This window comes from Okeania sp. (assembly GCF_035285525.1).
Taxonomy (GTDB): Bacteria; Cyanobacteriota; Cyanobacteriia; order Cyanobacteriales; family Microcoleaceae; genus Trichodesmium.
The window spans coordinates 46558-61646 of sequence record NZ_JAYKGW010000005.1; the positions used below are offsets into that span (position 1 = coordinate 46558).

The following is a 15089-nucleotide window of genomic DNA, read 5'->3' on the forward strand; positions in this document are numbered from 1 at the left end:
CCGCCCCATTTCCAGTCAACAGAAAACCAACAGCGTAGGGGCGGGTTTTTCAGTCAACTTTCTGGCAAAACACTAAAGTATAATAAAACCGCCCCATTTCAAAGCTATTTATTATTCATTATCAATTAATGAACCACATCTTTCTTAAGATAAAGTTTGACAAAATAGACAGACTATCTATAATATCATATCCAGATAATCACTAATAAAAAAACATCTTCCTTTAAACCTTTATTTCCCTTCTGCCTTCCGCCTTCCGCCCTCTGCCTTCTGTCCTTTGCCTTTCTCTTAATTTAAAACTTTCAGAAGTGGTAAAAGTAAAGTAATAAAATAATAGACAAGAGGTGCAGTAAAAACATAACTGTCAGTGCGGTCAAGAATCCCTCCATGTCCAGGTATCAGTTGTCCAGAATCTTTAACACCCGCATCTCGTTTCATCATAGATTCAGTTAAGTCTCCCAGTAGACTAGCAATACCTACTACTAAACCCAGGAAAGTACCTGTCCAAGGATAAATCGGCCAATCTAAGTACCAAGAACCTATTGTAGCAACTACTACACTACCTAAAACTCCAAATACTGCACCCTCCACAGTCTTTTTCGGGCTAATTTCCGAAAGTCTAATTTTACCAAAAAACTTGCCGACAAAATAAGCACCTATATCAGCAGCCCAGATACAACAAAAACCTAGTAGAGTAAATGTTAAACTCGAAGGCCAACTCAAAGGGTCTATCCATGAAATATACTTGTAATTTTCTAAAGTTATTTGGGATGTTTGTAATTGAGCTTCCAGTCCAACTCTGAGTCTAATCCAATAACTTGGTAAATATCCACCATAAAATAAACCTAAGATTGATGATGCTATGTCAGCTATAGTTGCTAACTTTGGTTGAAATAATAGATAAAAACAAATTATAGTTCCTGCTAATGTAAATGTGGCATCTACTAGATTCGGATTTACGGCTGCTACTAATATCATTACTTGACTTAGTGCTAGAGTAGTTTTGGCTGCTGGTGCAATACCTTTAGCACGAGCTAGTTGAAAATATTCGAGCTGGCCTAGGCAAACTATGACCCCTATGCCTACTGTAAACCACCAACCTCCAAAAATAATCATTCCCAAAGCTAGGGCGATCGCTACCAATCCACTAATTATTCTAGCCCAAGACATAATTTTACTAACTTAAACCTTATATTATAAACTTGTTTGATCAAAAATTGTGGTGTCGAATTTAATATCCTCATAAATTAACAGCTATAGACTTAACTAAACTTGATAGCTATAGCTGTTTTTAGTGTGAATGTTACTTCAGAAATACCGCTTCAATTTTTTTCTATTTGTAGATTTTCTTGGGGTCATTTCAGTTATCAGTTATCAGTCGGAATTGTTTCTTGAACTGAATCATTACTACAACAAACTACTTTTGGTCTGATTGATTCCCCCAAAAAATTTTTATCCATCTTATTAGTTTAGTTAATTTTTGTTTAACTTGAAGTTGATGAAGAAATTAATTTATTTTTTCTCCACTCAAAATAAATATAGGATCAATCGCCGCCAAAGTTTGATTTATACCCCTAGTCTCTAGACGATTTACTGCTGACTGTACTACCTCTACATTCCTAACTTGTAAATTAGCAAAACTTTCCGAAATAGCATAAAGACTTTCTAGATTAGCAGCAGTAGCAATAATTCGACCCTGGGGTAATAATCTTTGCCAAACTTCTTGTAATATAAGTTTGATATAACGACCTCCTTCTACACAGACACGGTTAGGTGAATCAGTCAAACTATCAAGACATTCGGGAGCATTACCCTCAACTACTGAGACATTTTCTACTTCAAAGTGATAACAATTTCTCCTAATTAAATTTGCTACTTCTTGGTCTCTTTCTATAGCAATAACTCGACCTTGAGGACACATCAAGCCAATTTCTACTGGTATGGTTCCTGTTCCTGCACCAATGTCCCATACTACTGAATCTGATTGTAATCGTAAATAAGATATTATCAGTAAGCGGACTTCTCGCTTACTCATGGGAATGCCAGGTAAACGTTCAAATAAGTCATCTGGGATACCTGGGGTAACATAAGGCCAAAATTGGGAAGGCATAGATAATTAATAATTAATAATTAGTAATTAATAATAAATAATTAAGGGTTTGTGCATTTAAATGGGATATTTTTTCTGTGATTAGTTAAGAAGACAAACTTTATAACTTCTGACTTATAACTTTAGCAAAAAGACTTTATTCAGGAAGCCCTAGAAATTTTCAAGTAGTTAAGCCGTTGTGCATTTGCATTTAAAGGGCATATTTTTTCTGTGATTAGTTAAGAAAACAAACTTTATAACTTCTGACTTCTAATTTCTGATTTGCTAATATGTCTATTAATTGATAATTTATTATAGTTAAAACTAAAATTTAGAGACTTTGATAGTTGTCAGATTAGGGTCACTACATCCTGTTATTATCCCACCTAATGTCTGCACTTTTTCAAGTATTTGAAGATGTTTTTCTCTAATAATTTCTCCAGGTATTAATACTGGAATTCCTGGTGGATAGGGAGCAATTAATTCGGCACTAATATTTCCTACAGATTTTTCTATGGGCAAACAATCTTTCTGGGCAAAAAAAGCATCTCTAGGAGAGACTGGTATGGAAAAATCTGTCACCTCAAAGTTAAGTTTTGTTTTCTGTTTATTAGGTAAGTTAATCTGACTTTTATTTCTTAAACTAATTAAACCAGTTACTAATTGATTGATATCTGTTTTTGTATTTCCTAGAGAAATAATAAATGTCAGATTTTGGAAGCTGGGTAACTCACAGGTTACACCTAATTCTTGATGCAAAATTTCATCAGCTTCATAGCCACTTAATCCAATATCAGAGACTTTAATAGTTAATCTTGTTTGGTCAAGAGCAATAAATTCTTTGTGAAAATAATTATCACTTGAAAAGTTAGAATTTGGAAAGATTTCTCCTGATTTTTCAATCTTTTCTTTCACCTCATTTTCTAATAAATTAGAATCTCCTGATAAGCAAGTTAAATTTATTTCTTCTTTCTTTTTTTTCCTTCCTTTTAAATCAAATATTGAATAATTCGAGAGTTGACTAATTCTATTTCTAGCATTTTTAGCTAATTCTAGAGTTTGACTCATTAGTTCCTCTCCAAATAATGCCATTTGTTGTCGAGCAGCATCCAGGGAAGCTAGAAGTAAATAACTTGGACTACTAGATTGTAATATCTGTAATGCTTGTTCAAGTCGGTAAAGATCGATACGATTACTACCAATATGAAGCATGGATGCTTGAGTCATTGCTCCTAGAGTTTTATGAGTTGACTGTACTGTTAAGTCTGCTCCACCAAATAATGCTGGTATTGGTAATTCTGGATGAAAGGCAAAGTGAGGTCCATGAGCTTCATCTACTAATAAAGGAATGTTATATTTATGGACTTCTTGGGCGATCGCTACAATATCTCCACAAATACCATGATAAGTAGGATACACTATCATTACTGCTTTGGCATCGGGATGTTTGGCTAAAGTTTGGCCTATAGATTGGGGAGTAATGTTAAGAGGTATATCCCAATCAGGATTATATTCTGGATGGATAAAAATTGGCATTGCTCCAGATAGAATTAAGCCGGAAATTACAGATTGATGAATATTCCGAGGTAAGATGATTTTTTGTCCATTTCCACAAGTAGCTAGAATTGAGGCGATAATTCCTGTAGTGGAACCGTTAACTAGAAATCTGGTGTGTAATGCGCCGAAGGTTTCTGCTGCTAATTCTTGAGCTTCTTGAATTATACCTTCTGGTGCGAATAGGTTATCTAATTCTGGTAATTCTGGTAAGTCTGCTGAAAAGACTTTTTTACCTAATAATTTAGTGAGTGATCGGGGAATGGCTTTTCCTTGTTTATGTCCTGGTGCATAGAAAGGAGCGTGAGATTTTTGGGTGAGATTTTTCAGAGTATCAACTATTGGTGTCTTGTTTTGGTCAGACATTTCACTTTTTCTATATTTTGAATAATGAATAATAGATAATTAATAATAGATAGTGGATAACTAATTTAGGAGTATCCCTAAATTCCCCTTGGAAAGCTATCTATTACTTAGATATTGTTTAAGATAAAGCTTGACAAAATATACAAGTTATGCTTAAGTTTTGGTTTATTTTTTTGCAAGAAAAAATGAAATTTATAGAAAAGTATATTGTTTTTGATAGCTTAAACTGAAAAAAACTATTAATTGTTAAAGTTGTTAATTGAAAAAAGCTGATAACTGATAACTGAAAAAACTGTTAACTGAAAAAAGCTGATAACTGACAACTGTTAACTGTTAAAGCTGTTAACTGAAAAAAGCTGTTAACTGAAAAAAGCTGTTAACTGAAAAAAACTGTTAATTGCTAAAGTTGTTAACTGAAAAAAGCTGATAACTGACAACTGTTAACTGTTAAAGCTGTTAACTGTTAAAGCTGTTAACTGAAAAAAGCTGTTAACTGAAAAAAGCTGATAACTGATAACTGATAACTGAAAAAAATGCTTCCCCTCCTCAAAAAAATCGGAGAAATAATTGCTAACTGGTGGGCAGAGTTTACCCTCCAAACTAAACTCATGGCAGTTATCACCCTAATGGTATCTTTGCTAATGAGTAGCTTCAGTTTCTGGGCAGTAAATACCATTCAAGAAGATGCTCGCCTCAATGATACCCGTTATGGTCGAGACCTGGGTCTATTATTAGCAGCTAATATCGCTCCACTTCTAGCAGAAGGCAACCGTAACGAAGTGGCCCGTTTTTCCAAACTTTTCTACAAGAGTACCTCTAGTGTACGTTATATGCTTTACGCCGATGAAGAAGGAAAAATTTTCTTGGGTCTTCCCTTCTCAGAATCTGAGGTAAAAACGTCCCTTACTCTACGTCGTCGGATTCAACTGCCAGAAGATTTTATGGCCAATATAGAAGCCAAAAATTTTTCTGCTTTACCTTTGATTCGACAACATTTGACTCCTAATGCTCAATTAACTGATGTTTTTGTTCCTTTAATTAATGATGGTAAATATTTAGGAGTTTTGGCAGTTGGAATTAATCCTAATCCTACGGTTGTTGTTTCTTCAAATCTGACTAGAGATGTAACTTTAGCAGTATTTGTTTCTATCTGGGCAATGGTAATTTTAGGGGCAGTATTTAATGCTTTGATTATTACTAAACCAATTAAGGAATTATCGGAAGGTGTGAAAAATATTGCTCAGGGAAATTTTAAACAAAGGATAGATTTACCCTTTGGAGGAGAATTAGGGGAACTGATTTTTAGCTTTAATGAAATGGGGGAACAATTAGAAAGTTATAAGAAGCAAAATATTGAACAATTAACAGCCGAAAAAGCTAAATTGGAAACTTTAGTTTCGACTATTGCTGATGGTGCTTTATTATTAGATGCTAATTTACAATTAATTTTAGTTAATCCAACTGCTCGACGCATTTTTAGTTGGGAAGAAAAAAATGTTATTGGTGGAAAAATAACGGATATTTTGCCTGTAACTGCACAAATAGAATTAAATAGACCACTTGAGCAAATAGCTACAGGAAAAATAGAAGGAGGTGAGTATCGTTGTACTTTAGATGAACCGAATAAACGTACTATTAGAATTTTATTAACAACTGTTATTTTACATAAAGCATCAGGTAAAGAATCTCTTTGTGAAAATTGTATTTATGATGGTTATAATGGTTGTAATTCTGACGATTTTCCTGTGGTTAATGAATGTACACTTTATGAAAATAAATTAGGAAAAGATCATTTTTCTCCATACCGAAACAGTCTGAAAGGAATTGCGATGACTGTGCAAGATATTACTAGGGAAGTAGAATTAAATGAAGCTAAAAGTCAGTTTATTAGTAATGTCTCCCATGAGTTAAGAACTCCTCTATTTAATATTAAGTCTTTTATTGAAACTTTGTATGAATATGGGGAAGATTTAAGTGAAGTGGAAAGACGAGAATTTCTGGAAACTGCTAATCACGAAACAGATCGTTTGACTCGTTTGGTTAATGATGTATTAGATTTAAGTCGTTTAGAATCTTGTTTGATTTATCATCTCAATGCTGTTGATATTTCTCAACCAATAGAACAAACTTTAAGAACTTATCAACTTAATGCTAAAGATAAAGGAATAGAGTTAAATTATGATATAGAACCTAATTTACCTTTTGTGGTTGGTCATTATGATTTATTGTTACAAGTATTTGCTAATTTAGTAGGCAATGCTATGAAGTTTACGGAACCAGGAGGTCGAATAGTTATTAGGGCTTATTTGTTAGAATCTGAGTTAGAAAATACTAATATTGAAGCTCAACAAATTGAAGAAGGAGGATGGATAGTTTCTCCTCCTCCACCTCGACCAATAGAACTACATTTACAACCTAAAAATAATTCTCATCGGTTTGTTAGAATTGAAATTTCTGACACGGGAAGTGGTATCGATCCTGAAGACCAAGAAGCTATTTTTGAGAGGTTTTTCCGAGTAGAAAATCGGGTTCATACTTTGGAAGGAACGGGTTTAGGTTTGTCTATTGTTAGGAATATTATTGATAAGCATCATAGTAAGGTTAATTTAGTAAGTGAAGTTGGTGTTGGTACAACTTTCTGGTTTGATTTGGCAGTATTTGAAGAAAAGTCAGTATCAGAAGAAAATAAGTTATTAGAAGCCCTGAAATAAATTTCACAGCTCAGAGCTTCAAGTCCCTTGGAGTTCAGCTTTGATCCAGGGATTAAAATCCCTGGATTCTTCATTTATCAGCTTAGGATTTAGAGTAAATAACTGAATAACATTTTTGATTTTAGTTGATAAATTATCTGGATTTATTTATCAGTTATCAGCTTAATATTTAGAGTAAATAACTGAATAACATTTTTGATTTTAGTTGATAAAGTATCTGGATTTATTTATTAGTTATTAGCTCAGGAGTTAAGTATATAGGTGCGAATAAACACCACTATATAAGGAAATATTAAAGTAATTAAAACCTTTAAGATTGCTTCCTTCCACTCCGCTCCAGTAGCAATAACGTAGTTGTATTTTTTTTACCTACATACTAAGAGTAAATAGCTTAATAACATTTTTGATTTTAGGCGATAAATTATCTTTGTTGTCAAAGAGAAATATTTTTACTCGTAATATAGCAATCCTATATTTTTTGCTTCAAAATTTACTAATCCCTACTCCCTACTCCCTATTTCCTATTTCCTATTTCCTATTTCCTAGATAAAGAGTATAATTACTATAATCAAGATTAAAACAGGTAAAAAAATATGAATAATACAGAAAATTTACTTCAACAACTTTTAATGATAGGCATTGGTACAACTTCCCTAGTAGCAGAAAAAATACAGGAAGTAACTAATCAATGGGTTAAAGATGGTACTATCAATTCAGAACAAGCTAAGACTTTTGTTGATGATATTATGGAACAACTTAAGTCAGAACAGGGAAACTGGGAAGCTCAAATGCAGCGACAAATGCGAAATGTTATGCAGGATATAGGAGTGCCTCGTCAATCAGAATTAGACGAACTACGAGGCCGTTTAGACCGTTTGGAGCGTCAAATACGAGATTTGGAAAATCGTAACTGGCGTTAGATTAATTCAAAATTCAAAATTTAAAAGTTAGATTTTCAGCAGAGAACTAAAATTGAGAGGTGTGAAATGTGGAATTTACTATGCCTATATTTGGCTATACTTTTACTAAACTGTAGCTCTAGAATATACTAGCTATAATCTTAAGTATTCAGTGATCGGCTGATAACTTTTGAATTTTCACTTTTAAATTTTGACTTAAATTAGGAGGATTAATTTTGCGAGCAATTATTATTAGTTTGGTAGTAGTAATAATCTGTGGTTTAATTTTGCTTATTGCTCAAATTACAGGTTCTGAAAAAGGTGTAGTTGCTACTCAAAATACATCAGGAACTCAAGAGCAAATAGCAGAAAATACTAAACTAAATTCAACAACAACAACGGAAAATATTATGGCTCAAAATAACGAAGAAGTTACTACTGAATCTGGTCTTAAATATGTAGTTTTGCAAGAAGGAGATGGCGCTACTCCTCAAAAAGGTAACACAGTTGTGGTTCACTATACTGGTACTTTAGAAAATGGTACTAAGTTTGATAGTTCTCGCGATCGCAATCAACCTTTCTCTTTTAAAGTTGGTGTCGGCCAAGTTATTAAAGGTTGGGATGAAGGTGTAGGTAGTATGAAGGTTGGTGAGCGTCGTAAGTTGACTATTCCACCAGAATTAGGATATGGTGCTAGCGGTGCGGGTGGGGTAATACCTCCTAATGCTACTCTGATTTTTGATGTGGAATTATTGAGAATTGCAAATTAATTAAGTATTCAGCTATCAGCTATCAGCTATCAGCTATTAGCTATTAGCTCTGAGGAATTATAATTATTAATTAGGGAATAGAGACTTGTTTTCTATTCCCTTTTATAGTAAGCATTCAGCTATCAGCAATAAAACCTCAATTTTTAGGAGGAGGTTTATAATGAATATAGACTGGAAAGTTGGCTTTTTTATTAAGTAAGATTTAATTTTTAATAACTAAGTTTAACAACTAAAAGTAACAGCTATCAGTTATTTTTTAGTGTAAGCATTCAGCTATTAGCAAGAAAAACCTCAATCCTAAAGGAGGAAATTTAAACGAATATAGGCTTAAAAGCTAAATTTTGTAGTCAGAAAAATTTCTGATTTTTCGGGAATGTTATCATAAAGCTTTTATCTCAAACTAAAAGCAATAGCTGACTGCTGAATGTTTACTTTTTAGTTTTATATCAAAGCTTTATTAATTAAATCAAAATTAATCTTGACGAAAAAAGTAGACTTCAAATATATTAACTTAAACTTCCTCCTTTAGGTTTGAATAAAATTGCTCAAAGCTAATAGCTGAATGTTTACAGCATTCCTAAATTGGTTTTAACAATTTTTATAACAGTTAATCTGAGGTGAAAATTTTTAAAATTCTAACTCCTGATTTCCCACAAAATATTACAACTTAGATAGGATTATTATATGTCAAATCTCACAGTTAAAGATTTAGAAATACTGCAAGATAATCTTAATAAATTAGATTTAGATTATCAATTAGAATTAGATGAAGGAAAGATATTAGTTATGAGTCCGTCGGATATTATTTCTAGTGAAGTTGGCGTTCAATTAATTAGATTATTAGGTAATTGGGTTTACCCGCGTCGTCTCGGACGTGTGTTTGATTCTAGTGGTGCTTTTATTCTTCCAGATACTAATTTAAAGGTTCCTGATGTTTCTTTTGTTCGTGCCCAACGTTTGAAAAAAAGTGTTCGTTATTTTGGGGAGTTGGTGCCAGATTTAGTAGTAGAAATTAAGTCTCAAAGTGATAGAATTAAACCTTTAAAACAGAAAATAAAGAAGTATTTAGAGTTAGGAGTAGAAGTAGGAATATTGATCGATCCTGACAAAGAAATAGTTATTATTTATCGTCCTAATAGTGAAGAAATAGAGTTAAAAAATGGAGATATTTTGACTATTCCTGAATTATTTGGTGAGTGGGAATTATCTATTGTTGAACTTTGGCCTCCTGTGTTTGAATAAAGCTTTTAGCTATTAGCAATCAGCTATCAGCTTTTTGATGAGTTAATTCAAAATTTGTTTAAGAAAATTCATATAATAATCCTCAACGATTTGTGATAAAAACTGTATGGGTTTGTTCTCTATGATTGGGTTTGGAGAGTAAACCCCTACGATAAAATATTACAAGCTATTTTAAGATTACTATATTAATTGAAAAGCTATTTATTTATCTTAAAAAATTATCTGAAATATATCAATAATAATTTCTGACTTCAAGATAATATTATCAGCATTTCCTGGGGAATGCTGGGCAAACAGCTATTATACCAATTACCAAAAATAATGCTATACTTCAGCAATACTTCAACAGTTAATAGTTACTAAGATTAAAAGTTTTTTTTGAGAATTATTAGTCGGTTAGTAATTATTTTTCCGGCTTTTTCTCTCCCCACATCTCCCACACTTCTCCATCCAATCATATATAGCATTCATGCATGAGAAATGGTATTAGCCATCAGCTATTCCTGCGGAATGCTATGGAAACAGCGATAAAATCTTTTGATCAAAGATGGGGTTTAAATGAATATAGACTTTAGAGTTGATTTTTGTAGTAAGATTTTTCGTTTCTCAGTCAATAAAGCTTTTATCACTTACTAAACTTACTAAAAGCAATAGTTGATAGTTAACAGGTTTTTACCGAAGAATTAATAATTAAATAATTAGGTATTTTGCTACAAATTTTCTATAATCATAATTGTTAAATTTATTATCAACATAATTAGCTATAAAATCATGCTTTTTAATTAGTTAAATTCTGACAAAGTAACTGCATTGACAGTTATCAGTTAAATATTTTTTCTAGCTTTAGCAGAACAAAAAAGTAAAAATTAAACTTCTGATTTATGATTTCTAAGTTCTGATTTTAATTTAATATGTCTAAATCTAATTTCTCTTACATTCAACTTTTTAGACACAAATTTAACCGACTGGTTTCGATTAGTTTGTTTTTACTAACTTTAACTATTATATTGTCTTGGAGTTGGATATTACCTAGTTACACTCAGACACCTACACCTAATGTTCAAAGTCGGGAAAGTTTAATTCAAGAAATTAAAGATTATGCTGAACGTCATGTTGAAAATGATAAGGCAATGGATAGTAGGTTAATGATTGATTTATATGAGAAAAATTCTGTGGGTTTAAGTACTCCAGAAATTACTAAAATTTATGAGGAAGAATACACAAAACTCAAAGAGGCAAAAGATAGTAATCTCTGGGAAAGAATAAAGGATGATTTATTTTATGGGTTGTCTTGGTTTGCTGCAATAGTATTTTTGATACTGTTTATTTTTAAAGAAGCTATACAAGGTTGGGCAACTAATTTAACTAATACTTTTGGGGACTGGTTATACAATCAAATTTCTGGTCTGGAATTATTTTGGAATTACTCTCTAAGACGCTATAAAAAAGGTCTCATTAATAAACACGAAAAACTCAAAATTCCTTTTCGTCCAAATCGTCCTTTAAGTCTATAAGAAGTTTATGTGGATTTGCAATTTTTGGAAAAAGCTAATAATGAACCAATTAATTTTTCTGAGATTAAAAAATATCATCGTTTGACTATTAAGGGGCAACCTGGTTCTGGAAAAACACTTTTATTAAAATATCTGGTTCTTTCTTGGGCGAGTCAAAAATTAAACAGTTCCTCCAATGAATATGTGCCGATTTTATTAGAATTATATCGCCTCAATGAAATAGAAATTTCTGCCCTCAATATCGAAGCATTAAAACAGAAATTAGTAGAAGCTTTAGATAGGGATGATTTTCCAAAAGCTAATTCTTTTGTCGAACAAAATCTCAAAAAAGGAAAATTATTTCTATTATTTGATGGCTTAGATGAAGTGAAAAGTTTGATTCGCACTGAAGTTGTAAAAGCTATTAATGACTTATTAGATAAATACGATAAATGTCGAACAATTATTACTTGTCGGGCAGCAGTTTATCGGAATGATTTTGCCAAATCAGTCGATAAAACATTAGATATTAAAGAATTTAGCGACAGACAAATGCGACTCTTTTTAGAAGCATGGAAATCGGAAATGCCACCCGAAAAATCTATCGATCAACTCATACAAACTTTGAGAGATAGACCTCTAATTATGGAGTTAGCAAGAAATCCTTTAATGTTGACTATTGTTGCTCATCTTTATACTCAACCTGCCTTTATTTTGCCTCAGTCTCGGTCAGATTTTTATCAAGAATCTACTCATATTTTATTGAATCAATGGCAGAATAATTTTAATCAATATAAAGAGAGCGCTCATAAACGGAGAGTTTTACAACATTTGGCTTTATTTGCTCAAGATAATGCTAGTAAACAACAAAAAAATGACTTAAGTTTAGATTATCAAATTGTCTTAAAACAAATTAGAAAAATTTTACCTAATTTGAATCTTAATCCTGAAACAGATACTCAATCAATATTAAAAGAAATTGTCGAACGTAGTGGATTATTATTGGAAATTGAAAGAGGAGATAAATATCAATTTGCTCATTTAACTTTGCAAGAATATTTTGCAGCAACAGCTTTGAGAGATAGAGAAAATGAGTTAATAGAAAGGTTTAAAAATGACCCCGAACGTTGGCGAGAAACTGTTAAACTTTGGTGTGGTTTTGCCGGGAATAGTACGAATTTAATAGAAGTTATTTATCACGAAGATTCTCTCATAGCTTTTGAATGTTTAGCCGATGCTTAAGAAGTTTCTCCTATTTTGGTAGAGAAAATTATTGAAGAGTTTAAGCAAAAATTGGCAGAAGTAAATTATGATGAAAATTTAGCTAGAGCTTTTGGAGCAGTCGCTTCTGATGTTCGGGAAAGAGGTAGGGGAAAAGTTGTTTTTGAGTTTCTAGAAAATGCTTTGAAAAATTCTGAATCTTTAGAAGTTCGTAAAGCATCTATTAAGGCTTTATCTAAAACAAATTTGCCACAAGCGGCGAATATTTTGTTTAATTATTATATGGATATTGATTTGGAAGATGCTCGTTTAGCACTTATTAATATGGGAGATATTACAGTTTCTTTATTGAAGGGTTTGGCAGAGAAAGGTTCGGAAACAGCAATGAGAGATTTAGTGAAAATTGGTACTCCCTATTCGAGAGAAGTTTTAAATAATTTACTATATCATTCTGATGAGAATATTCAGAGGTTAGCTGCTTTAAATATTGCGGAATTTAGGAGTTTAAATAATTAAGTTTTCTAGAAGTAGGAAATATGGCAAAAGTTGATAAGGAATTTAATTTAAAAGATTGGGAATGGATAGCAGTTCATTTTCCAAAATCAGAAAGAGAAACTATGGCAAGAGTAGCTTGGTTGGTTTGTTCTAAATGTACTCCTGAAGAAATTTATCAGTATAATCTTGACCCAAGAATAGTTATTCCTTTGTGTGCGATACTATTGCTTGATAAAAAAGATTTTTTAGAGTTAAAAAACTTTCCCAAAAGCAAAGAAAAAGAAATTGATAGCTATTTGGCAATTTTAGAAAAATCAGAGAGAAAACAAGAAAATTATAATAGAGTCAAACAAGAATTTATTAATCCAGCAATTAATTCTATTAATCCTAGTAAAAAATGGCTATCTCTGTTTCAAACTTTGGATATATATTTACAATTTTCCTTACTTTATAGCTTTATCAAATATCGTCGTATAACCCGTAATGATTGGCGTAATATTTTTCTAGATATAGAAAATTTAAGTATTAATTTTTATTTTTTAGTTGTTTTAATAATATCTCTAAGAGTAATAATGATATCAGATAATCAGTTAAATTCCTCTACAATTAAACAGATAATACTCTTATTTTTGCTCTTAAGTGGGCTTCTTTTATGGATAGTTTTACTATTTATTTTTTTCTGGAAAACAACCCTATTAGTTAAAATAATAAGTTTAGTTGCTTGCTCAATATTGTGGATTTACGGACAAAATATATATCGCAAACTTACTAATCCTCTGAGGAAAATTTTCCAATCTAATATTTCTCGAAGTCTAGCAAACCTAGATAGATTTAATAACTGAAGATTAGTAAATAAAAAATTATTCTCAATCTGAAAAAGGAATAAATATTAAAGTTCACAATCTGAAATTATCCTGACAAAAATATTGCTTGATTTAACTGACTTTCTCAAAACATTCGATAAGCGATCGCTCTTTAAATTTCACCCTTTATTTATTCCTAAATTCTCACTTTCTTTAATATATAGAAATAGCGATCGCGAAGCGGAACGGAGTTTTATCCCTCTCTAATATTTCATCTTTTAAGGATTGGTAATTTAGGTAGAAAATTAATAGCTGAAGAGGCGATCTCCCTCAAAACTATCTTTTGTTGAATAAAAAGTCATGTGTATAGGCGAACAAACCCAGTTAAATATTATCATATCAGAAAAATTGTCAGGGCGCAACCCCTAAATCCTTCGATGCGCGGATTTTTTCAGGAGCTTCAGAGAATGAGAATACTGATAATTTTCTGCTCAAGAGTGGTATGGAAAGATTTGAAGAGGAAGAAACACTATTCATGGGTGCTTCATAAAATGAAAATATTTCTGGTATTGCTCTTGAGAAAATTCCCGAATATTTGATTGTCTCCTGGCCATAAAATTAAGTTGAATAAAAAGTCATGCGTATAGACGAACAAACCCAGTTAAATATTATCATATCAGAAAAATTCTGAGAACGCAACCCCTAAATCCTTCGACGCGCGGATTTTTTTTTTCGGGAGTTTCAGAGAATGACAATGTTGGTGATTTTCCATTGAGGAGCTTAGATGGAAAAATTTAATGATGGGAAAATATGGATTTAGCGATCGCGAAGCGGAACGGAGTTCTATCGCTCTCGCGGAACATAGTTCTATAACTTCCTAATATTTCATTCTTTTCAGTAGATTCTAATTTTGAAGATTTAGAAAAAAGCTGACTGCCGACTGTCGAAAACTTATCGAACTTCTTTTGTGAGAAAGCAACTGAAAATTCTTTGACACGGCGAATTTTTTGGGAGCTTCACACTCAGGAAAATATTCGTACTCTTCTACTTAGGAGAAATAGATGGAAAGATTTGAGGAGAGAAAAACTACCATTTCTAGGAGCTTAACAAAACGCAAATTTTGGCCTAGGAAAATAGGTTGAATAAAAAGTCATGCGTATAGACGAACAACCCCAGTTAAATATTATGATATCAGAAAAATTGTCAGGATGCAACCCCTAAATTCTTCGGCGCGCCGATTTTTTTTAGGTAGCTCTTAGACAATGAAAATATTGGTGATTTTTCAAAGGAGAGATAGATGGAAAGATTTGATTAGGAAAAACAACCATTTCCCGGAGCTTCACAAAATGAAAATCTTTCTGGCATTGCTTCTGGGTAAATTATTTTGATGCTGGGATTTTTTTTAGGTAGCTCTTAGACAATGAAAATATTGGTGATTTTTCAAAG

At 32.0% G+C, this 15089-nt stretch carries 12 protein-coding genes; 9 read left to right on the plus strand and 3 right to left on the minus strand.

Annotation, left to right across the window (positions count from 1 at the left end; all coding sequences use genetic code 11):
• Window positions 1-288: 288 nt before the first annotated feature.
• From VKJ25_RS00420 to VKJ25_RS00430, 3 genes are all read right to left on the minus strand, one after another.
• A complete protein-coding gene (locus tag VKJ25_RS00420) occupies window positions 289-1170 on the minus strand; it encodes a phosphatidate cytidylyltransferase (protein ID WP_324234657.1) in 882 nt (293 codons plus the stop codon).
• Between the two features lie 337 nt (window positions 1171-1507).
• On the minus strand, window positions 1508-2110 hold the full coding sequence (gene cbiT, locus VKJ25_RS00425) for a precorrin-6Y C5,15-methyltransferase subunit CbiT (protein ID WP_324234658.1): 603 nt from the start codon (window positions 2108-2110) through the stop codon (window positions 1508-1510).
• A gap of 303 nt (window positions 2111-2413) precedes the next feature.
• On the minus strand, window positions 2414-4009 hold the full coding sequence (locus VKJ25_RS00430) for an aminotransferase class I/II-fold pyridoxal phosphate-dependent enzyme (RefSeq protein WP_324234659.1): 1596 nt from the start codon (window positions 4007-4009) through the stop codon (window positions 2414-2416).
• 533 nt (window positions 4010-4542) lie between these two features.
• Between VKJ25_RS00430 and VKJ25_RS00435 the strand changes: the two genes are divergently transcribed.
• From VKJ25_RS00435 to VKJ25_RS00475, 9 genes are all read left to right on the plus strand, one after another.
• Window positions 4543-6720 carry an ATP-binding protein gene (locus VKJ25_RS00435; RefSeq protein ID WP_324234660.1) on the plus strand — a complete coding sequence of 726 codons (2178 nt, stop codon included), beginning with the start codon at window positions 4543-4545 and terminating at the stop codon, window positions 6718-6720.
• A 593-nt stretch (window positions 6721-7313) separates the two neighbouring features.
• On the plus strand, window positions 7314-7640 hold the full coding sequence (locus tag VKJ25_RS00440; protein ID WP_324234661.1) for a phasin family protein: 327 nt from the start codon (window positions 7314-7316) through the stop codon (window positions 7638-7640).
• A 215-nt stretch (window positions 7641-7855) separates the two neighbouring features.
• Window positions 7856-8389, plus strand: coding sequence for an FKBP-type peptidyl-prolyl cis-trans isomerase (locus VKJ25_RS00445; protein WP_324234662.1), 534 nt, complete (start codon window positions 7856-7858; stop codon window positions 8387-8389).
• 684 nt (window positions 8390-9073) lie between these two features.
• On the plus strand, window positions 9074-9631 hold the full coding sequence (locus VKJ25_RS00450; protein WP_324234663.1) for a Uma2 family endonuclease: 558 nt from the start codon (window positions 9074-9076) through the stop codon (window positions 9629-9631).
• 911 nt (window positions 9632-10542) lie between these two features.
• Window positions 10543-11145: a hypothetical protein gene (locus VKJ25_RS00455; RefSeq protein WP_324234664.1), complete on the plus strand. Its 603-nt coding sequence runs from the start codon at window positions 10543-10545 to the stop codon at window positions 11143-11145.
• Window positions 11146-11154: 9 nt separating this feature from the next.
• On the plus strand, window positions 11155-12366 hold the full coding sequence (locus VKJ25_RS00460; protein ID WP_324234665.1) for an NACHT domain-containing protein: 1212 nt from the start codon (window positions 11155-11157) through the stop codon (window positions 12364-12366).
• 15 nt (window positions 12367-12381) lie between these two features.
• Window positions 12382-12861, plus strand: a complete 480-nt coding sequence (locus VKJ25_RS00465) for a hypothetical protein (RefSeq protein ID WP_324234666.1) — start codon at window positions 12382-12384, stop codon at window positions 12859-12861.
• A gap of 20 nt (window positions 12862-12881) precedes the next feature.
• On the plus strand, window positions 12882-13682 hold the full coding sequence (locus VKJ25_RS00470; protein WP_324234667.1) for a hypothetical protein: 801 nt from the start codon (window positions 12882-12884) through the stop codon (window positions 13680-13682).
• 84 nt (window positions 13683-13766) lie between these two features.
• Window positions 13767-13910 carry a hypothetical protein gene (locus tag VKJ25_RS00475; RefSeq protein ID WP_324234668.1) on the plus strand — a complete coding sequence of 48 codons (144 nt, stop codon included), beginning with the start codon at window positions 13767-13769 and terminating at the stop codon, window positions 13908-13910.
• Window positions 13911-15089: the final 1179 nt, after the last annotated feature.

What these genes read in the sequence shown, in the direction of transcription:
- VKJ25_RS00435 (WP_324234660.1), top strand. Translation starts at nt 4,543, where the DNA reads ATGCTTCCCCTCCTCAAAAAAATCGGAGAAATAATTGCTAACTGGTGG.
- VKJ25_RS00440 (WP_324234661.1), top strand. Translation starts at nt 7,314, where the DNA reads ATGAATAATACAGAAAATTTACTTCAACAACTTTTAATGATAGGCATT.
- VKJ25_RS00430 (WP_324234659.1), bottom strand. Translation starts at nt 4,009, where the DNA reads ATGTCTGACCAAAACAAGACACCAATAGTTGATACTCTGAAAAATCTC.
- VKJ25_RS00455 (WP_324234664.1), top strand. Translation starts at nt 10,543, where the DNA reads ATGTCTAAATCTAATTTCTCTTACATTCAACTTTTTAGACACAAATTT.
- VKJ25_RS00420 (WP_324234657.1), bottom strand. Translation starts at nt 1,170, where the DNA reads ATGTCTTGGGCTAGAATAATTAGTGGATTGGTAGCGATCGCCCTAGCT.
- VKJ25_RS00450 (WP_324234663.1), top strand. Translation starts at nt 9,074, where the DNA reads ATGTCAAATCTCACAGTTAAAGATTTAGAAATACTGCAAGATAATCTT.
- cbiT (WP_324234658.1), bottom strand. Translation starts at nt 2,110, where the DNA reads ATGCCTTCCCAATTTTGGCCTTATGTTACCCCAGGTATCCCAGATGAC.
- VKJ25_RS00470 (WP_324234667.1), top strand. Translation starts at nt 12,882, where the DNA reads ATGGCAAAAGTTGATAAGGAATTTAATTTAAAAGATTGGGAATGGATA.